The sequence below is a fragment of the Paractinoplanes globisporus DSM 43857 genome (assembly GCF_000379645.1).
Taxonomy (GTDB): domain Bacteria; phylum Actinomycetota; class Actinomycetes; order Mycobacteriales; family Micromonosporaceae; genus Actinoplanes; species Actinoplanes globisporus.
This window is the reverse complement of record NZ_KB903308.1, coordinates 66,652-86,148: the sequence shown is the minus strand read 5'-3', so window position 1 is coordinate 86,148 and position 19,497 is coordinate 66,652. Positions and strand designations below refer to the sequence as shown.

Here is a 19,497-nt window from a genome sequence, read left to right as displayed (position 1 = left end):
GGTTGACAGAGTCATGCGTTCGAGTGACTCTGGAGGGCATGACGAACTCCGTGGCGACCTTCTCCGTGATGATCATCGGTGGCGGCATCGGCGGCCTGGCCCTGGCGCACGGCCTGCGCCGCGCCGGCATCCGCGCCGACGTCTACGAGCGCACCCACGAGCGCACCGACTGGCTGCAGGGCTACCGCATCCACGTCAGCCCCGCCGGCGCCCGCGCCCTGCACGACTGCCTGCCCCCGCCCAACTGGCAGGAGTTCCTGCGCGCCGCGGCGCCCGGCGGCGGCTTCGGCTTCCTCACCGACCAGGCCACCGACCTGCTCGCGTTCGCCGACACCGAGATCAACGCGCCCGGCGCCGCCGAGCCCGACCGCCACTACGGCATCGGCCGCATCCCGCTGCGCGCCGCCCTGCTGACCGGCCTCGACGACGCCCTGCACCTCGGCCAGGCCTTCACCCGATACGAGCTCGCCGGCGACGAGGTCATCGCCCATTTCGCCGACGGCGCCACCGCGACCGCCGACGTCCTGATCGGAGCCGACGGCGCCAACTCGCTGGTGCGGGCCCAGCTGCTCCCCCAGGCCCACCGCATCGACACCGGCGTGGTCACCGTGGCCGGCCGCGTTCCCGACATCTCGGGCCTGCCCGCCGAGCTACGCACCCGCGCCAACATCGTCATCCCGCGTTCCCGGGGATCCCTGTTCACCGCCGTGGAGTCCACGGAGGCCATCTGGGGCTACTCCGACGCCGCCACCCGCTACCCGGCCGGCGTCACGACCTACGACGGCGCCACGCTCCGCCGGCTGGTCCGCTCCCGCATCGCGTCGTGGTCACCCGCCTTCCACGACCTGATCGAGAAGAGCGACCCCGCCACGATCAACGCCTTCCACGTCAAGAGCGCCACCCCCGTCCCGCCCTGGCCGACGACCCGCGTGACGCTGCTCGGCGACGCCATCCACAACATGACCCCCATGGCCGGCATCGGCGCCAACACAGCCCTGCGCGACGCCGCCCTCCTGACCCACCGGCTGACGACCCTGACCGGCGAGCCGGCGACGGCGGCAGATCCCGCGGCCTTGATATCCGCGATCCACGACTACGAGGCCGAGATGCTCGACTACGGCTTCACCGCCGTCCGCCGCTCCCTGCGCAACGCCCGCCAGTCGGCCACCTCAAGCCCGCTGGCCCGCGCCGCCTTCCGCACCACCCTGCGCCTCACCGCCGCACTACCCCCGGCCCGCCACGCGATGGCCCGCTCCCTCGGCCGCTGACCGCCCCGACCAGCCGCAACAAACCGGCAGCCGCCCGAGCGGTCAGGCGCGGGGCCGCGACATCGAGGCCGACGCGACGCTAGGCGCGGACGCGACGTCGGGGCCCGCGTGACATCAGGACGGCGCGACGCCAGGCGCGGACGCGACCTCGGGGCCCGCGTGACATCAGGACGGCGCGACACCAGGCACGGACGCGACCTCGGGGCCCGCGTGACATCAGGACGGCGCGACACCAGGCACGGACGCGACCTCGGGGCCCGCGTGACATCAGGACCGCGCGACGCCAGGCGCGGGCGCGACGTCGCGGGTGGCGCGAGGTCGCCGCGGTCAGGTTGCGGTGGGGTCGTCGCCTCTGTCGAGGGCGTCCCAGGCCGCACGATGATCGGCCACAGTGGTCGAGTGGGCTTTGGGCTGTTCGGCGGCGGCCGGCGTGGGTGTCTCGGCTCGGGGCGGGGGGACGGGCTTGCGGTCGTAGCGGGCGGACATGCGGGGCCAGCGGTGGCCCAGGCGGGCGGCCGTTGCGCCGCCGGCCAGGACTATCAGGCCGCCTAGCGCGCAGAGGATCGGCCAGGTCGTGCCGGCGGCGCCGGCGGAGCCTGGGTCGAGGCCGGCGCGGCCGAGTATCGCGCCGGTGACAATGCCGGCGCCGGCCAGCGCCAGGAGCACGCCGACCGCGCGGCGGGCCCAGCCGGAGGTGGCCAGCAGGGCGCCGGTGCCGGCCAGGGCGACCAGGGCCAGGCCGGTCACCCAGGGCTCGATGTCGGTGCCGGTCCTCGCCTCGCGCAGGGCGGACATGCCGGGGCGCGGGGTCAGGTGGATCGACCAGGTGCGGGTGATCGCGTACAGGGCGAGGGCCGCGCCGGCCAGGCAGGCCAGCAGCGCCAGGTAGTAGGAGCGGCGGGTCATCGGGCGGCGCGCAGGGTTTCCGCGGCGGCTATGGCGGCCAGGACGGCGGCGGCCTTGTTCCGCGTCTCGGTCTCCTCCGCGGCGGGGTCGGAGTCGGCGACGATGCCGGCGCCGGCGCCGACGTAGGCCACGCCGTCCTTGAGCAGGGCGGTGCGGATGGCGATCGCCATGTCCATGTCGCCGGCGAAGCCGAAGTAGCCGACCGTGCCGCCGTACAGGCCGCGGCGGGTGGGCTCGAGCGACTCGATGATCTCCATGGCGCGGACCTTGGGGGCGCCGGACAGGGTGCCGGCCGGGAACGTCGCGGCCAGGGCGTCGAAGGCGGAACGGTCGTCGCGCAGCTCGCCGGTCACCGTGGAGACGATGTGCATGACGTGGCTGTAGCGCTCGATGCGGGCGAATTCCGGAACCTCGACCGTGCCGGGCTTGCACACCCGGCCCAGGTCGTTGCGGCCCAGGTCGACCAGCATGACGTGCTCGGAGCGCTCTTTCGGGTCGGCCAGCAGCTCGGCGGCGAGCGCGTTGTCCTGCTCGGGGGTCGCGCCGCGCCAGCGGGTGCCGGCGATCGGGTGCAGCAGCGCGTGCCGGGCGCCGGCCCCGTCGGAGTTCACCTTCAGGTGGGCCTCGGGGGACGAGCCGACGATGTCGAAGTCGTCGAAGCGCAGGAGGTACATGTACGGGCTGGGGTTCGTCGCCCGCAGGACGCGGTAGACGTCCAGCGAGTTCGCGTCCGTCGGGCGCTCGAAGCGCTGGGCCACGACGATCTGGAAGCACTCGCCGGCCCGGATCGCCTCCTTGGCCTCCTCGACCGCCTTTTGGTACTCCCCCGGGGCGGTGCGGCTCACCGGCTCACCGGCCGGGGGGCGCTCCACAGTGGAGATCATCGGCGGGGTGGGACGGGAGAGCGCGGTGGTCATCGCGTCGAGCCGGCCGACCGCGTTGTGGTAGGCCGCGAGGCGGGCCGCGTCGTCGGCCCCCGCGGCGAGCACCGCGTTGGCCACCAGGATCGCCGAGCCGTCGTAGTGGTCGAGCACGACAAGGTCGGTGGCGAGCATCATGCCCAGCTCGGGCAGGGGCACGTCGTCCTCGGTGGTGGCCGGCAACCGCTCGAAGCGGCGGACCAGGTCGTAGCTGAGGTAACCGACCATGCCGCCGGTCAGCGGGGGCAGGCCGGGCTCGACCGGGCCGTCGGCGAGCGCGGCCACCGTCTCGCGCAGGGCGGTCACGGGGTCGCCATTGAGCGGCACGCCGGCCGGCGGCACGCCCAGCCAGGCGGCCTCGCCGTCCCGCTCGACCAGGGTGGCGGCGCTGCGCACGCCGATGAACGAATAGCGCGACCAGGCCGCGCCGGACGGGCCCGCGCCCTGCTCGGCCGACTCGAGCAGGAACGTGCCGGGGCCGCCGGCGAGCTTGGTGTAGACGCCGACGGGGGTCTCGCCGTCGGCGAGCAGCCGCCGTGTCACGGGCACGACCCGCCGCCGCTGCCGCAGGAAGCCGGCCTCGTCGGGCTGAACGGCGCCGCTGGTCACTGGGCCTCCCCCGGGGTCGCGCCCGCGGGGGTCGTCACCGGGAGCTCATCGAAGAAACAGTCGTGGGCGCCGGTGTGGCAGGCCGCGCCGACCTGCTCGACGGTGACCAGCAGGGCGTCGCCGTCGCAGTCGAGGGCCACGGCTTTCACGTACTGGTGGTGGCCGGAGGTGGCGCCCTTCACCCAGTACTCCTGGCGGCTGCGCGACCAGTACGTGGCCCGGCCCGTCGTCAGCGTGCGATGCAGCGCCTCGTCGTCCATCCACGCCAGCATGAGCACGTCGCCGGTGCCGTGCTCGCGCACGATCGCCGCGACGAGGCCGTCGGGGGTGCGCTTGAGCCGGGCCGCGATCGCCGGATCCAGGTCGGTTGTGACTGCCACGCTCCGATTCTCCACCTCGCCGGAAATCGGGGTCGGCACGCCCCGCGACGCGGCCCACGATCCGGGCACGGGGGATGTGCCGGGACGCCGGGGACGGTACCGTCGTCGGGTGCCGCGCCCGGCCCAGGGCGCGGAGGCCCGCCCGCCGACGAGGGTCTGTGCAGCTCACGGGCGCGGGCGGGGCAGCCTCGCGACGGGAGTCTTAAGCCCATGGAGCCGACGTCCAACCCCGACAACTCACGGCCACCGCGCGGACTGTCGCGCTTCTGGCCGGTTCATCGGGACGGCGACGACCCGGCGGCCGAGGCCGAGCGGCCCGACGTGCCGGTCGCTCGTCCGGGTGAAACCCAGATGGTCGCGCTCGGTTCGCGCCGAGCACCGGAGCCCGCGGCCCCGATCGGCGGCCTTGCCCCCGGTGGCGCGTTCCCGCCCGGGCTGGTACACGGCACCCCGGTCCCGGCGCCGCCCACGTTCCCGTCCACGCCCGGCGGGGCGTTCCCGTCCACGCCCGGCGTGGCGTTCGCGTCTGCGTCGCGCGGGCCGGGTGGGCCGGGCGGCGGGTCCGACGGTCCCCAGCCGAACGGTCCGGGCTCCTCGCCGACGTCCGGCGCTCCGGGTGGAGATCGCGGCGGCGTCCCGGGCGGCATCGGCGGCGGCCCGCTCGGCGGCTTCTCCGCGGGCCGCGGCGGCGGCATTCCCGGCGACGCCCTGGGCGGTCGTTCCGGTGACGGCCCGAGCGGCACGAGCGGATCGGGAGGGTCGCGCGGGCATTCCGAGGACGGGAAGCGCGGGCTTTCGGCGGACGGGAAGAGTGCGCTCTCCAAGGACGGAAAGAGCGCGGCCGACAAGGACGAGGCAGAGTCCAACGCCGGCGGGCAGCACGAGGCGCGGGAGGGCGATCCAGATCACTCCGGCGCGTCGGTGACCGGCGAAGAAGCAGCTCAGGCCGTAGAGTCCTCGCGAGCGAATCCGTGGGACCGCGACGCCGGCACGATCGGCGGCTTCGGTCTCGGTGGCCGCAACGGGCGCTTCCTGTTCGGCGGGCGAACCCCGGCCGACGAGCACCGGCCCGGCCTGAACGGGCACAGCGGCCCCGAACTGAACGGACGGCCGAGCAAGCCGGACACCGAGCCGTCTACTGTGGATGGCCCGGCCGCGGCGGATGCCGCCGAGCCGGCGGAAGCAAGCGACGAGAACGGGCGTGATGACATGAACGGACGGGCCGGCTTCACGGCACCCGGCGATGTCCCGGCCGAGGAGGCGACCACCGGCGAGCACCCCGGGGGCGAGCCGCGCCGCCAGGCGACCGGCTGGGCCTCCGTGCCCACCTCGACCAACCCGATCGTCACCCCGACCTCGGGCGCGCCGGTCTCGGCGCAGCCGGTCTCCCCGGGCTTCCCGCCGAAGGGCCTCACCTTCCCCGACGGTCCGGCCCCGAAAGGCCCCGGATTCTCCGTGCCGTCCGACGGGCCGGCCGGCACGGCCTCGAAGAGGGCGGGATTCCCGGCGCCGTCCGACGGGCCGGGCGCCGGCACCAATCCGGCCCCCAACGCCCGTGGGTTCTCCGACGCGCCCACGGTCGGCGCGCCCTACGGGCAGCCGCCGTCGTACGTTCCCGCGCTGCCCGACCCGGCCGCCGGGCCGGTCTCGGGGGTGCCCGCGCCACGGGCCGCCGCGGCGGCTCCGGCCGACGCGCCCGCCAAACCGGCCGACGACTCGGCGCCGCTGGTGACGCCGCCGGTCGAGCCGATCGAGCTCGCCCCGGTGCCGTCCAGCAAGCCGGTGCCGTCCGGCAAGGCGGCCGTGCGCACCGCCGACGACGATCTCCGCGGCTGGGACGACGAGGGCGGGCCCCGGACGCCGTCGCCCCGCCGCTCGGCCAGCCTCGAGGACGCCGAGCCGATCCGCCGTGGCCGCCGCGCCGCGCCCGACCCCGACGACGAGCCCGCGGCCGACCAGGCGCGGCCGGGAGACGTCGCGGCCGGGCACATCGCGTTCTGGGACGACGACGCCACCCGCCACTTCCGGGCGGCCTGGCACGAGGTGAAGGCCGAGTTCGTGGACGACCCGGAGCGGGCTCTGACCCGGGCGCACGACCTGCTCACCGACGCGGTGAACGAGCTGACCGAGGCGCTGCTCGCCGAGCGGGACGAGCTCGACCCGCTGCGCGGCACCGCCACCCCCGACACCGAGAGCATGCGGATGGCGATGCGCGGCTACCGGGAGTTCCTCGACCGGATCCTCGCCCTCTAGAGAACGCAGCCCGGAGCGCCCGCCGTCGTCAGACGGCGGGCGCTCCTGCTTGTGGCCATGCGGGACAGCCCGGCGGCCGGGCGCGGAGCCGGACCCACCACCAAGCCCGCCGCTGAAGCCGGTACTTGTCAGATCGCGTACAGAAAGAGGTTGGGGCTTGCCTTTGGAATTCATCACGTGTTGAACTCATCGCGTGATGAATTCGAATGCGATCGAGGTCGACGACCTCGTGGTGGAGCGGGGAAAGCGGCGCGTGCTGCACGGGATCGGCTGCTCGATCCCGGCGGGGAGCGTGACCGGGCTGCTCGGGCCGAGCGGCAGCGGCAAGACGACGCTGATCAGGGCGATCGTCGGGGTGCAGATCGTCAGGTCGGGCACGGTGACGGTGCTCGGCATGCCGGCCGGAACGGCGGAGCTGCGGCGCAAGGTGGGCTATGTGACCCAGGCGCCCAGCGTGTATGCCGATCTTTCCGTCCGGGAGAACGCGCGGTATTTCGCCTCGCTCTACGGGCTGGGCGCGGCCGAGGCCGACCGGGCGATCGCCGACGTCGGGCTGGCGGACGCGGCTCGGCAGCTGGTGGGGAACCTGTCGGGCGGGCAGCGCAGCCGGGCCTCGCTGGCCTGCGCGCTGATCGGCACGCCCGAGCTGCTGGTGCTCGACGAGCCGACGGTGGGGCAGGACCCGGTGCTGCGCGCCGACCTGTGGGGAAAGTTCCACGAGATGGCGGCGCGCGGGACCACGCTGCTGGTCTCCAGCCACGTGATGGACGAGGCCGGGCGCTGCGACCGGCTGCTGCTGATCCGCGACGGGCGGCTGATCGGCGACGACACGCCCGCGGCGATCCGCGCGGCGGCCGGCACAGAAGATCTGGAAGAGGCGTTTCTCCGGCTCATCCGCGAGCGGGCGGAGGTGGCGGCATGAGCGTGGCGATCACATTTTCCACATCGGGGCGCATCGTGCGGCAGCTGCGGCACGACCGGCGCACGGTGGCGCTGCTCATGGTCGTGCCGGCGATCCTGCTGACGCTTCTCTATTACATGTACGAGGACGCGCCGCAGATCTTCGACCGGGTCGCCCTGATCATGCTGGGCATCTTCCCGTTTGTGATCATGTTTCTCGTGACCAGCATCGCCATGCTGCGGGAACGCACGAGCGGCACCCTGGAACGGCTGCTCACCACGCCGCTCGGCAAGATCGACCTGCTCTTCGGGTACGGCCTGGCGTTCTCGGGCGCGGCGGCCGTGCAGGGCGCGGTCGCGACCGGCGTCGCCTACTGGCTGCTCGGGCTCGACACCCTCGGCAGCCCGGCGCTGGTCGTGCTGATCGCGATCGTCAACGCGGTGCTCGGCGTGGCGCTGGGCCTGCTCTGCAGCGCCTTCGCCCGCACCGAGTTCCAGGCCGTACAGTTCCTACCGGTGGTGGTCGTGCCGCAGATCCTGCTCTGCGGGCTGTTCGTGCCGCGCGAGGCGATGGCCGGCTGGCTGCAGGCGATCGCCGACGTGCTGCCGCTGACCTACGCGGTAGACGCGCTGATGGAGGTCGGCACGTCGGCCGACGCGACCGCGACGATGTGGCGTGACCTGATCATCGTGGCCGGTGCGGCGGTGCTCGCGCTGGTCCTGGCCGCCGCGACCCTGCGGCGGCGCACACCCTAGGAGCGTTGTTGGTGAAGCGGAGCGGGCGGCGCCCCGGAAATCAGGACACCAGGTCGTCCATCCTGGACGCCGCCCGCCGGACCTTCGCGGAGAAGGGGTACGACAAGGCGTCGATCCGCGCCATCGCGGGCGACGCCGGGGTCGACCCCGCGCTCGTGCATCACTACTTCGGCACCAAGGAGAAGCTGTTCCTGGCCGCCATGAACGCGCCGATCAACCCGGGCGAGCTGATCCCGCAGGCGCTCTCCGGCCCGCGCGAGCAGGCCGGCGACCGACTGATCCGGTTGGTGCTGAGCGTGTGGGACTCGCCGGCCGGGACGGCGGCGCTGGCCATGTTCCGGTCGGCGCTCTCCAACGAGTGGACGGCCCGGCTGCTGCGCGAGTTCGTGATCACGCAGATCCTGCGCCGGGCCGTGGCCGAGCTGGTCCTCGACCCGGACGAGGCGCCGTTGCGCTCGACGCTGGTCGCGACCCAGATCGCGGGCCTGATGGTCGCCCGCTATGTGCTCAAGCTCGAACCGCTGGCCAGCGCCGGCATCGACACGCTGGCCGCCGCGATCGGGCCGAACGTGCAGCGCTTCCTGGACGACCCGATGCCCGAGGTGTTCAAGAGCCCGGGGGCGTAAGAACCGGCCGGGTCAGCTCCCGCAGCGGTGGCAGAGCACCGGGTGGAGCAGGTGGGCCAGGTCGTGCCGGTCGGTGACCGGGCGGGGGAAGGCGAGCCGGGCCAGCTTCTCGTCGAGGCGGACCAGGAAGCCGTACCGGTCCATCCGGACCACCCGCGGCTCGTCCTTGGGCTGGAACGTCGAGCCGAGCTGACGGCGCACGTACGCGCTCATCTCGGCGAGGTGGTGGTCGGCCAGGTCGGTGATCAGGTCGAACTCGATCTGCCGCAGCGGGTCGGGAGAGGCAACGGCGAAGTCGTCGGGGTCCACGTCGACGAGTTTCTCGTTGCGCTCGAACCGGACCTCGGCCACGTCCATCCGGTGCAGCACCTGGGAGTCGCCGACGTCGAGCAGGTCACCGGAGGCGTCGATCTCGGCGTACTCGAGCGTGGCCTGCAGGGCCTCGTCGCCCTCGAGCCGCTTGGCCCAGCCGGAGACCCAGACCCGGCCCAGCCCCGGCGAGCCGGCGACCGGCGGCACGTCCGTGATGTCGAGCACCATCGCGGTGTCGTCGGTGCCGGGCTGCGGGCGAAGCGCGGTGGAGAAGGCGCCGTCGGCCGGGGAAAGCAGCAGCACATGGCCCTGAGCGTCGGTCACGTGCCGGACGGGGATCGGTCCCGGGCGGCACGCGATGTGCGCGACCGCCGGGAGGTGGCCGGCAGCGAGCGTGCGAGCGACCTCGGCGGGGGTGGGCTGCATGGTTGATACCTCCGGGGACCGGTTAGGCTTGCCTTAGTAAGGTGAGGCTAACCGTAACACCGGCCTCGAGCGCAAGTGTGACCCTCTCGGAGACTTCATGAACAACTCCCGGCCCAAGGCCAAGCTGTCCCGTGCCCTCGGCATCCCGCTGACTCCCAAGTGCGTGAAGTACTTCGAGAAGCGGCCGTTCCCGCCGGGCGTGCACGGACGGTCCCGCCGCAAGGCCTCGGACTACCAGGTGCGGCTGCTCGAGAAGCAGCGGCTGCGCCACCAGTACAACATCAGCGAGGCCCAGATGCGCCGGGCGTACGACGACGCGCACCGGGCCGAGGGCAAGACCGGCGAGGCCATGGTGAGCCTGCTGGAGCGCCGGCTCGACGCCGTGGTGCACCGGGCCGGTCTGGCCCGCACCGTCTACCAGGCCCGGCAGCTGGTCTCGCACGGCCACTTCACGGTCGACGGCAAGAAGGTCGACCGGCCGAGCTTCCGGCTCAAGCCGGGCCAGGTCGTGCAGGTCCGCGAGTCGAGCCGGCAGAAGCCGCCGTTCCAGATCGCGGCGACCGGCGCCCACCTCGACGGCCCGACCGCGCCCTACCTTTCCACCGCGCTGGAGGAGCTCCGCACGACCGTGCTGCGCGTCCCCGAGCGCAAGGAGATCCCGGTCCTCTGCGACGAGCAGCTGGTCGTGGAGTTCTACGCGCGCTAGTCGGACCGAGTTTGTTCCAGCCAGGAGGCGTAGAGGTTCGCGTAGATCGAACCCTCTTCCGCGACGAGTGAGGAGTGCGGGCCGCGTTGTACGACGCGGCCCGCGTCCACGACGATCACCTCGTCGGCGGCCTGGGCGGTGGAGAGCCGGTGCGCGATCGCGACCGTGGTGCGGCCGCGGGTGACCAGGTCGAGGGCGCGCTGCAGGCGCACCTCGGTCGCCGGGTCGACGGCGCTGGTCGCCTCGTCCAGGACGAGCAGGTCCGGGTCGGCGACGTAGGCGCGTACGAGGGCGACAAGCTGACGCTCCCCCACACTGAGGGCCTCACCTCGCTCGCCGACCGGGGTCGCGATGCCGGCCGGCAGGCCCGCCAGCCAGTCGGCGAGACCCAGCTCCTCGAACGCGATCGCCAGCAGTTCATCGGTGAGCGAGGGGTGGGCGAAGCGGATGTTCTCGGCGATCGTGGCGTCGAAGAGGAACCCGTCCTGCGGCACCATCACCACCCGCGCGCGCAGCGACGAGAAGCGCACCTGGGTCAGCGGCGTGTCCGACAGCAGGACCTCGCCGGACACCGGGTCCATCAGCCGGGTGAGCAGCTTCGCGAAGGTGGTCTTGCCGCTGCCGGTCTCGCCGACGACCGCGTACTTCCGGCGGGCGTCGAGGGTGAGATCCACGTCTGCCAGCACGATCGGGCCACCGGGATAGCGGAACGACACGTCGCTGAAGCGCACCGAGAGCGGGCCGGGCGGCAGCGCGACGCCGTCGTCGTCCGGGTCGGCGACGTCCGGTTCAAGATCAAGCACATCCAGTACGCGCCGCCAGCCCGCGACCGCGTTCTGTGCCTCGTTGAGCATGTCGGTGGCGATCTGCACCGGCTGGATGAAGAGCGTCACGAGGAACAGGAACGCGGTGAGCGCGCCCACGCTTAGATCGCCGCCGACGCCGAGCATCGTGCCGATCACCACGACCGCGGCCAGGGCCAGGCCGGCGCCGAGCTCACCCGAGGAAAAACTGGTGACGCTCGTACGCAGGGCCTTCTGCTGGGCGACCCGCAGGCTCTCGATCGAGGTGTCCAGGCGCTGCTCGGTGCGGCCGGCCACGCCGTACGCCCGGATGACCATCGCGCCCACCACGCTCTCGGCGACCGCGCCGAGCATGACGCCCGTGCGTTCGCGGACCGCGCGGTAGACGGCGGCGAGCCGCTTCTGGAAGAGCCGGATGACGGCCACGGCCGGGCCGAACGCGAGCAGCACGACGATCGTGAGCTGCCATGAGTAGAAGAGCATGACCAGCGTGGACACCAGCAGCTGGCCGGAGGAGAGCAGCAGCTGCACGCCGCCGAACTGCAGGAACTGGGAGATCTGGTCGACGTCGCTGGTCACCCGGGAGACCATCGAGCCGCGCCGCTCGGACTGCTGGTGCAGCATCGACAGGTCGTGGATGTGCCGGAAGGTGCGCGAGCGCAGGGCGCCGAGCGCGGTCTCGCTGACCGTGAACAGGCGGCGGGTCATCAGGTAGCCGGCCGCCGTCGAGATCACCAGCGCCACGAAGGTCAGCGCCACCACCTCGACGACGAAGCCGAGGTCGGGGCCGCCGGGGCCCCGGATGCCGTGGTCGATGCCCTGCTGGACGGCGATCGGGACGGCCACCCGGCCGGACATCTGCACGAGGGCGAGCGCGATCGTGCCCGCCAGCCCGGGACGCAGCTCGGGCGAGAGCGACAGCCCCCGCTTGACGGTGGCGAAGGTCCCTTCCGCGGCGGTGATGCTTGGGGCGGTCATGCCTCGACCCGTTCCTGCTCGGCCTTCTCGTACGCGGTGACCAGATCGGCGTACCCCTGGTTGGTGGCCAGCAGATCGGCGTGGGTGCCGGTGGCGACGACCTTGCCCTGCTCCAGGTAGATCACCTCGTCGGCGAGCGCGATCGTGGCCCGCCGGTACGCCACCACCAGGATCGACGCGCCCGCGTCCCGGCTGCGCAGCGAGGCCAGGATCGCCGCCTCGACCCGCGGGTCGACGGCGCTGGTCGCGTCGTCGAGCACGAGCAGGCGGGGACGGCCGGCCAGCGCCCGGGCGAGGGTGATCCGCTGCCGCTGGCCACCCGAGAGCGAGGTGCCGCGCTCGCCGACCGCGGTGGCGAGGCCCTGGGGGAGCTTCTCGATGAACCGCTCGGCCTGGGCCAGGCGCAGCGCCCGCCAGGCGTCCTCGTCGCCGATGCCCTCCCGGTCGAGGGTCACGTTGCCGCGCACGGTGTCGTCGAAGACGAACGGAATCTGCGGGACGAGCGCGGCCGTACGGGCCAGCGACGCCTCGGTCAGGTCGGGCAGGGCCGTGCCGTCCAGGGAGATCGTGCCGTCGGCCGGGTCGACCAGGCGGACGGCCAGGGCGGCGATGGTCGACTTGCCGGATCCGGTCGGGCCGACGAGGGCGACGGTCTTGCCGGCCGGGATCGTGAACGTCACGTCGTTGAGGACGAGCGGCCCGTCGCCGTACCGGAAATCGATGTTGTCGAAGGCCATCGTGGCCGCGCCCGACACTTCCAATTTTTTCGTGCCGTAGTGCAGATCGCCGGTCGAGGACAGCACCGCCTGCACCCGGTCCCAGCCGGCCACCGAGCGCGGCAGCTCGGCCACCACCCAGCCGATCGCGCGCACCGGGAACGCCAGCACGGTGAACAGGAACGACACGGTGACCAGCTCGGACACGCTGATCGCGCCGGACTGCAGCCGCCACGCCCCGAGCAGCAGCACCGCGAGGGTGCCCACGCTCGGCAGGCTGTCCATCACGGGATCGAACAGGCCGCGCAGCCGCCCCACCGAGATCAGGGCGTCGCGCAGCTCGGTCACGAACACCGCGAACCGCCGCGACTCGTCCTCCTCGCGGCCCATCGTCTTGACCACCAGCGCGCCGTCGAAGCTCTCGTGCGCCACCGCGCTGACCTTCGCGCGCAGCTGCTGGGCGCGGATCTGCCGCGGCGACATGTGCCGGGAGTAGACGACGTTCAGCCCGAACAGCCCCGGGAACAGCGCGACCCCGACCATCGCGAGCACCCAGTCGGTGACGAACAGCGAGATCACCGCGGCCACCACCATCACGATCGTGCCGACCGCGAACGGCAGCGGCGCGATCGGCACGAACGCGGCCTCCACGTCGGAGTTCGCGTTGGACAGCAGCGTGCCGGTGGCGTGCGTCTGGTGCCAGGACGGCGGCAGCGACAGGTAGCGCCTTGTCACCGCGCGGCGGTAGCGGGCCTGGAGCCGGAACTGCATGTACCCGGCGCCGAGCCGCCGGCCGAAGATGCTGGCCACCCGCAGCAGGCTGATCCCCAGGAACGCGGCCGCGACCAGGGCGAGCGTGCCGGCCGTGGCGTGCTTGCCGGCGAACGCGGGCACCACCACATTGCCGATGACTCCGCCGACGACGTACGAGTTCGCGATGATCAGCAATCCGAACAGGCTGCTGCCGACGACCCCGATGGTGAACAGGCGGGGCTCGTCGCGAATCGCCTGCCCGAGCACCCGCAGTCCCCGTCCCAGCACGTCCCGGCTGGCCCTGCTGCCGCTCAATGTTCCGCCCGACCTGTAAGCCTTCGCCGGTAACACCGGCCTTACCGAACTATCCTGCCGTCGTTTACACACGTGACAATGTGTCTACGATCACGTCCGTGACCGCGTTTGCCCGGAACGAGCGCCAGCAACTCGCCGACCTGCTGCTGCGCGTCGGCCCCGACGAGCCGACGCTCTGTGTCGGCTGGACCACCCGTGACCTGGCCGCCCATCTGGTGGTGCGCGAGCGGCGGCCGGACGCGTCGGCCGGGGTGATCCTGCCACCGCTGGCCGCGCACGGCGAGCGAGTTCGGGCCGCGCTGGCCACCCGCCCGTTCCCCGAGATCGTCGAGGAGATCCGCAACCCGCCGTGGTGGAGCCCGGTCAGCAACCCGTGGCTCGACGAGGTCACCAACACGGTCGAGTTCTTCATCCACCACGAGGACGTCCGGCGCGGCAAGGACGGCTGGCAGCCCCGCGACCTCGACGAGCCGCACGCCCGGGCGATCTGGAAGGCCGCCCGGTTCACCGGCAAGATCGCGCTGAGCCGGCGGGTGCGCATCCCGGTCCGGGTGCGCGAGGCCAACGGCTTCGGCGAGTTCACCGTCGGCGGCGAGAGCCCGCAGATCACGCTGACCGGCGCGGCCGGCGAGTTGGCGCTGTTCCTCTCCGGCCGCCAGCGGGCCTCGCGGGTCGTCCTCGCAGGCCCCGCCGAGCAGGCCGAACGGCTTCGCACTGCGCGCCTCGCGATCTGACCGATTGGCCCATGCCACTGGTGCCGGATTGGCCCAGACGCCGAGCCAATCCGGCCGTAGGTTCGAGGCATGAAGCTCACCGTGGCGCAGGGCACCGCACTCAGCGTCGGCGCCGTTCTCGGCACCGGCGTGATCTCGATGCCCGCCCTCGCCGCCGGCGTGGCCGGCCCGTCCTCGCTGGTCGCCTGGGCCGCGCTGATCCTGCTCTCGGCCCCGCTCGCCTGGACGTTCGCGGCGCTCGGCGCGCGGCACCCGGACGGCGGCGGTGTCTCCACGTACGTCCGGCTCGCCTTCGGCCCGCGCGCGGCGGCCGCGGTCGGCTGGTGCTTCTACTTCGCCGTGCCGCTCGGCGCGCCGGCCGCGGCCGCGTTCGCCGGCAACTACGTGGCCGACGTGGTCGGCGGCGGCCGCCGCACGGTGATCGCCACGTTCCTCGCGATCGTCGGCGTGGTCTACGTGATGAACTGGTTCGGCCTGCGCATCTCGGGCCGGGTCCAGCTGTGGCTCACCGGCACGCTCGCCACCCTGCTGCTGGTCACCGTGGTGACCGCGCTGCCGCACGCCCGGTGGGCCAACCTCACCCCGTTCGCGCCGCACGGCTGGGCCGGGATCGGTGCCGCCGCGGCCGTGCTGGTCTGGGGCTTCGCGGGGTGGGAGGCGGTCTCCTCGCTCTCCCCCGACTACCGCGACCCCCGGCGCGACGTGCCCCGGGCCACCGCGGTGGCGGTCGTCGTGGTCGGTGTGCTCTACCTGGCCGTCGCGGCGACCAGCGTGCTCGTGCTCGGTCCGGCGCTCGGCGACAGTCAGGCGCCGCTGGCCGATCTGCTCGCGGTCGGCGTCGGCGGTCCGGTCCGGACGGTCACGGCCGTGGTCGCGGTGCTGCTCACGATCGGCGCGGTGAACGCGTACCTCGCCGGCGCGTCCCGGCTCGGCGAGGCGCTGGCCCGCGACGGCGCGCTGCCCCGCCGGGTGTTCGGCACACAACGGCGGTCGTTGACGTTCGTGCTGGCGGCGAGCCTGGCGGCGGTCACCCTGCCGGTCGCGCTGAAGACCTCGATGCTGCTGGTCACGGGCTGCTTCACGCTGGTGTACGTGCTCGGCACCGCGGCGGCGCTGCGGTTGCTGCCGGCCGGGGCGTCCCGGAGGTGGGCGGGAGTGGCCTTCGTGGCGGTGCTCGGGCTGCTGGTGCTGACCGGGCCGCCGGCGCTGCTCAGCCTGGTGGTGGCGGCCGGGGCGATCGCCTATCACGCGTGGCGGTCCAGGGCCTCCGCGAAGATCGCCATTCCCTCGGCGATCAGCGAGGGGTCGACCGCGCCGAACCCGAACACGAAACCGGCGTGCGAGGTGGCGTAACTGCTCAGGTTCTCCACGGCGACGCCCCGGGCATTCGCCGCCGCGACGACCGGTGCGGCTCGTCCCGTGCGCAGGATCGCGGTCAGGTGCAGCCCGGCCGCCGAGGGCATGACCTCCACGTCCGGCATTTTCGACAAGGCGGAGACGATGGCGGCGTGCCGGCGCGCGTACTCCCGGCCGGCCCGGCGCACGTGCCGGGCGAGCAGGCCCTCGTCGATGAAGCGGGCCAGGGCGGCCTGCAGGGGCGGCGAGCCGTACCCGTCGCTCAACTGCCTCGCCGCGGCGATCGCGGAACGCAAACCCGGCGGCAGCAGCAGGAAGCCGGTACGCAGGGCGGGCAGCATGCTCTTCGAGAACGTCCCGGCATACAGGACCCGCCCGGCCGAGTCCAGGCTGACCAGCGGCTCGAGCGGGCGCGCCGAGAACCGGAACTCGCTGTCGTAGTCGTCCTCGACGATCGCCACCGGCCGCCGTGCCGCCCAGTCGAGCAGCTCCCGCCGCCGGCCGAGGCTCATCGGCCGGCCCAGCGGGAACTGATGCGAGGGTGTCGCGTACACGAGCCGGGCGGCCGACGGCAGAGCGGCGACGACCAGGCCCTCCTCGTCCACCGGGACACCCACGACCCGGCAGCCCAGCGCCTCGAACAGGCGGCGGGCCGGCGGATAGCCCGGGTCCTCGACCGCCACCACGTCGCCGGGCCGCAGCAGCACCCGGCCGATGAGGTCGAGCCCGTGCTGCGTGCCGTTGGTGACCACCACGTCGTCGGCGGTCGCGCGGACCGAGCGGGCGTACCCGAGATAACGCGCGATCGCCGACCGCAGGGCCGGATGCCCCTCCGGGGCCGCGTACGTCCCGGGGCTGTTCGCGCCCTGGCGCATCTCGGCGGCCACCAGCCGGCGCCAGGTGTCGAACGGGAACAGTCGCGTGTCGGGGATGCCGGTGCGGAAGTCGTAGCGCGGCGCCGGATCGTTCCCGCTGGTCGGCGCCGGTTCGATCGTCCAGCCCCGCCGCGGTCGCAGGGGATCGGCGGCGGCCGTCCGCGACGGTTTCGACGCCGGCACCGCGGCCACGAACGTCCCCGCCCCGACCTTCGACGTGAGATAGCCCTCCGCCACCAGCCGCTCGTAGGCGGTCGCCACGCTCCCCCGCGACACCCCGAGGTCGGCGGCGAGCGCCCGGGTCGCCGGCAGCCGATGCCCGACCGGCAGCCGTCCGTCCACAATGGCTTCACGGAGCGCGCGGTACACCCGCACCGTCTTCTCCCCGGCGGGGAACGCCTCGATGACCAGGTCCACCGCACCATTCTGATATGGGCAAAGCGGTATGCAGGGCAACCGGCGAAGGTGAAATAGGGTCCGTTCATGCGGAGCGGCGGGCCGTCGCGCTGACGTGCCACGAGCACGGAGACGGCCCCCGGCCGTCGACGATCTTGGACAGAAGAGTTGCACAAATCGCCGGTAGTAAATACCTTACGCTAGGTGATCGGGTTGCGACTGTACGGTGTCGGCGCGTGACCACCCTCTGGCGCAACCGGGAGTTCAACCTCCTGTGGTCCTCCCAGTCGCTGTCCGACCTCGGCAGCGCGATCGCCCAGCTCGCCCTGCCCCTGCTCGTGCTCGAGCAGACCGGCTCCCCCGTGGCGGCCGGGGCGGTCGGCACCACCGCCCTCGTCGTCAAGCTGGCGGTTCGCCTGCCCGCCGGCGTCCTGGCCGACCGGGCCGACCGCCGCCGCACCATGCTCGCGTGCGACGTGATCCGCCTCGTGGCCTTCCTGATGCTCGCCGCGGCCGTGGCCGCCGGGCGCGCCGGCCTCGACGTGATCATCGTGGTCGCGGTCCTGGACGCCTCCTGCACCGCGCTGTTCAACACGATCGAGCTGGCCTCGGTCCGCAGCATCGTCCCCCCGGCGCAACTGCCGGCCGCGGTGGCCCGCAACGAGGCCCGCAGCTACGGCACCTCGCTGGCCGGGCCGCCGCTGGGCGGGCTGCTCTTCGGTGTCACCCACGCGCTGCCGTTCCTGGGCAACGCCGTGTCGTACCTGGCGTCCTTCGCCGGGGTGCTGCTGATCCGCCGGCCGCTGCAGGCCGAGCGGGTCGAGCGCCCGCCCGGGCACGCGGCGGCGCTGGCCGAGGGCCTGCGCTTCGTCTTCGGCAACCCGTTCCTGCGGGCCGTCCTGATCATCGCGGCCCCGCTGAACTTCGCCCTCAACGGGGCGATCTTCACGATCATCGTCACCCTCCAGCGCCACGGCGTGCAGCCGGGGGTCATCGGTTTGACCGAGACGATCGTCGGGGTGGGCGGGCTGACCGGGGCTTTCGTGGCGCCCACCCTGCAGCGGTGGCTGCCGTTCACCCGCCTGATCCGGTTCATCTGCTGGGCGGCGGCTGGCGTGCTGGTGGCAAGCGCCTGGCTCACGGCCAGCATCGCCGCCGCGATACCGGTGGCGCTCGCGGTCTTCCTGGGGCCGTCGTGCAACGCCGCCCTCTTCGGATATCAGGCCGCGATCACGCCGGACCACCTCCAGGGGCGGGTCCTCAGCGTCATCTTCCTGGCCGCCATGTCGGCCTCGGCGGCCGCGCCGCTGCTCTCGGGGGTCTTCGTGGCCCGATGGGGCAGCCCGCGGACGATCCTCATCTTCGCCGCTTCGGTCGCGGTGGCCGCTTTGACCGCCACGCTGGCCGCCGGCATACGCACGATGCGGCCGATCGAGGAGGCAGCGCCGACGTAGGCGTCCGCAAACCGGACTTCGCGTCGGAGCCGGGCGTCGCTCGGAACCGGCTAGGCGGGGACTTGGCCCAACCGGGCGAGCAGGGCCGACCGGCCGATGAAGCCGGTCGCCCCTACTGCACGCGTACATGCAAAGGCACCGGAAAGGGACGCCCAGCGTAGGCAGACGTCGTCGCTCGCGCCCGTCAGGAAGGCCGCCAGGAAGGCGGCGGCGAAGGCGTCGCCGGCGCCGTTGGAATCCACCAGGGGCGCGGGGAGTTCCGCGGCCGGCTGATGGCGGGTGCCGGAGCGGGTGTGCAGGGTCGCGCCCCTCGCGCCGTCGGTGACCAGGACGTGCGACGCGACGCCCTCGGTCAGGATGCGAGCGGCCGCACCCTCGGCCAGCTGGACGTTGCTGACGAAGACCAGGTCGGCGCCGAGGGCGAAGTCGAGGTGGTACGGGTTCTCGCCGTCCCAGTCGTGCAGGTCGGTCGAGATGATGCGACCCTCCGCGCGCAGCTCGGGCAGCAGATGACGGGCCCAGTCGACGATCGTGACGTGAACATGGCTCGCCGCGGCGAGCGGCTCGGCGTAGATCGAGCGCGGCAGGCGGTAACCGGGCACGTCGCGGCCGTCGTAGAGGGAGAGGCGGCGGCCGTCGGGGGCCATCAGGTTGACGGCGCGGCGGGTGCCGGCCGGGGAGAACGCCGCGTGCAGCGGAATGCCCCACTCGGCGAAGGCTCTCGCGACACGGTGGCCGGCGTCGTCGTCCCCGATGGTGTCGGCCAGCGCGACCGGAACGCCCAGCGCGCGCAGCGCCAGTGCCACACAGGTGCCGGTGTGCGAGACGTCGTCGCGGATCGGCCCGGTGGGGCGGGCCGAGTCGGGGCCGAGGACGGGCAGGTCCGCCACGGGGACAATCGTGTCGATTCCGGTACCGCCGACCACAAGAACGGGCATGCTTCGCGAGGCTACCGGCCGGTTCGTCGATAAACTCGATGAGATGGCGTGGCACTAGCCCTCCGGCCGCACTTTCAATACCCTCCGGTAACAAGCGCGTTACCCCCGTTCCCCGGC

The 19,497-nt window shown here is 73.1% G+C and carries 17 protein-coding genes; 9 read left to right on the top strand and 8 right to left on the bottom strand.

Annotated elements, in window-relative coordinates:
- Positions 1-38: 38 nt before the first annotated feature.
- Positions 39-1,268 (top strand): FAD-dependent oxidoreductase, encoded by a 1,230-nt coding sequence (locus tag A3CQ_RS53780; protein ID WP_063713598.1) that lies wholly within the window; start codon positions 39-41, stop codon positions 1,266-1,268.
- A 327-nt stretch (positions 1,269-1,595) separates the two neighbouring features.
- Here the strand turns inward: A3CQ_RS53780 and A3CQ_RS0123640 are convergent, their stop codons facing one another.
- Genes A3CQ_RS0123640 through hisI form a run of 3 tightly spaced genes read right to left on the bottom strand, consistent with a single transcriptional unit; the run spans position 1,596 to position 4,122 of the window.
- On the bottom strand, positions 1,596-2,174 hold the full coding sequence (locus A3CQ_RS0123640) for a Trp biosynthesis-associated membrane protein (RefSeq protein WP_020513434.1): 579 nt from the start codon (positions 2,172-2,174) through the stop codon (positions 1,596-1,598).
- The gene (locus A3CQ_RS0123635; RefSeq protein WP_020513433.1) at positions 2,171-3,703 is read right to left on the bottom strand and encodes an anthranilate synthase component I; all 1,533 of its coding nucleotides are present in this window, start codon (positions 3,701-3,703) and stop codon (positions 2,171-2,173) included. Before A3CQ_RS0123635 ends, A3CQ_RS0123640 begins: the two co-directional genes overlap by 4 nt.
- Entirely contained in the window at positions 3,700-4,122 is a 423-nt protein-coding gene (gene hisI / locus A3CQ_RS0123630; protein ID WP_020513432.1) for a phosphoribosyl-AMP cyclohydrolase, read from the bottom strand. Before hisI ends, A3CQ_RS0123635 begins: the two co-directional genes overlap by 4 nt.
- A gap of 171 nt (positions 4,123-4,293) precedes the next feature.
- Here hisI and A3CQ_RS0123625 point away from each other — a divergent pair, with 171 nt between their 5' ends.
- From A3CQ_RS0123625 to A3CQ_RS0123610, 4 genes are all read left to right on the top strand, one after another.
- Complete coding sequence (locus A3CQ_RS0123625) at positions 4,294-6,336, top strand: hypothetical protein (RefSeq protein WP_026206094.1); 2,043 nt, start codon at positions 4,294-4,296, stop codon at positions 6,334-6,336.
- A gap of 196 nt (positions 6,337-6,532) precedes the next feature.
- Positions 6,533-7,258 (top strand): ABC transporter ATP-binding protein, encoded by a 726-nt coding sequence (locus tag A3CQ_RS0123620; protein ID WP_020513431.1) that lies wholly within the window; start codon positions 6,533-6,535, stop codon positions 7,256-7,258.
- Positions 7,255-7,992, top strand: coding sequence for an ABC transporter permease (locus A3CQ_RS0123615; protein WP_026206093.1), 738 nt, complete (start codon positions 7,255-7,257; stop codon positions 7,990-7,992). The genes A3CQ_RS0123620 and A3CQ_RS0123615 overlap by 4 nt, the downstream gene beginning before the upstream one ends.
- Before the next feature lie 8 nt (positions 7,993-8,000).
- The gene (locus A3CQ_RS0123610) at positions 8,001-8,618 is read left to right on the top strand and encodes a TetR/AcrR family transcriptional regulator (RefSeq protein ID WP_026206092.1); all 618 of its coding nucleotides are present in this window, start codon (positions 8,001-8,003) and stop codon (positions 8,616-8,618) included.
- Positions 8,619-8,630: 12 nt separating this feature from the next.
- Here A3CQ_RS0123610 and A3CQ_RS0123605 read toward each other — a convergent pair whose 3' ends face one another.
- Entirely contained in the window at positions 8,631-9,356 is a 726-nt protein-coding gene (locus A3CQ_RS0123605; protein ID WP_020513428.1) for a DUF2470 domain-containing protein, read from the bottom strand.
- Between the two features lie 97 nt (positions 9,357-9,453).
- Between A3CQ_RS0123605 and rpsD the strand changes: the two genes are divergently transcribed.
- The gene (gene rpsD, locus A3CQ_RS0123600) at positions 9,454-10,062 is read left to right on the top strand and encodes a 30S ribosomal protein S4 (RefSeq protein WP_020513427.1); all 609 of its coding nucleotides are present in this window, start codon (positions 9,454-9,456) and stop codon (positions 10,060-10,062) included.
- Here rpsD and A3CQ_RS0123595 read toward each other — a convergent pair.
- A complete protein-coding gene (locus A3CQ_RS0123595) occupies positions 10,059-11,843 on the bottom strand; it encodes an ABC transporter ATP-binding protein (RefSeq protein WP_020513426.1) in 1,785 nt (594 codons plus the stop codon). The two genes, rpsD and A3CQ_RS0123595, sit on opposite strands and share 4 nt — an antisense overlap.
- A complete protein-coding gene (locus tag A3CQ_RS0123590) occupies positions 11,840-13,627 on the bottom strand; it encodes an ABC transporter ATP-binding protein (RefSeq protein WP_245577308.1) in 1,788 nt (595 codons plus the stop codon). The genes A3CQ_RS0123595 and A3CQ_RS0123590 overlap by 4 nt, the downstream gene beginning before the upstream one ends.
- Before the next feature lie 98 nt (positions 13,628-13,725).
- Here A3CQ_RS0123590 and A3CQ_RS0123585 point away from each other — a divergent pair, with 98 nt between their 5' ends.
- Positions 13,726-14,361: a TIGR03085 family metal-binding protein gene (locus tag A3CQ_RS0123585; RefSeq protein ID WP_020513424.1), complete on the top strand. Its 636-nt coding sequence runs from the start codon at positions 13,726-13,728 to the stop codon at positions 14,359-14,361.
- A gap of 69 nt (positions 14,362-14,430) precedes the next feature.
- A complete protein-coding gene (locus A3CQ_RS0123580) occupies positions 14,431-15,714 on the top strand; it encodes an APC family permease (RefSeq protein ID WP_020513423.1) in 1,284 nt (427 codons plus the stop codon).
- Here the strand turns inward: A3CQ_RS0123580 and pdxR are convergent.
- A complete protein-coding gene (gene pdxR / locus A3CQ_RS53775) occupies positions 15,606-17,009 on the bottom strand; it encodes a MocR-like pyridoxine biosynthesis transcription factor PdxR (protein ID WP_020513422.1) in 1,404 nt (467 codons plus the stop codon). The genes A3CQ_RS0123580 and pdxR overlap by 109 nt on opposite strands.
- Before the next feature lie 215 nt (positions 17,010-17,224).
- Here pdxR and A3CQ_RS0123570 point away from each other — a divergent pair, with 215 nt between their 5' ends.
- Positions 17,225-18,442, top strand: coding sequence for an MFS transporter (locus tag A3CQ_RS0123570; RefSeq protein ID WP_020513421.1), 1,218 nt, complete (start codon positions 17,225-17,227; stop codon positions 18,440-18,442).
- A 50-nt stretch (positions 18,443-18,492) separates the two neighbouring features.
- Here A3CQ_RS0123570 and A3CQ_RS0123565 read toward each other — a convergent pair whose 3' ends face one another.
- Positions 18,493-19,380, bottom strand: a complete 888-nt coding sequence (locus A3CQ_RS0123565) for a carbohydrate kinase family protein (RefSeq protein ID WP_040432746.1) — start codon at positions 19,378-19,380, stop codon at positions 18,493-18,495.
- Between the last annotated feature and the right edge of the window lie 117 nt (positions 19,381-19,497).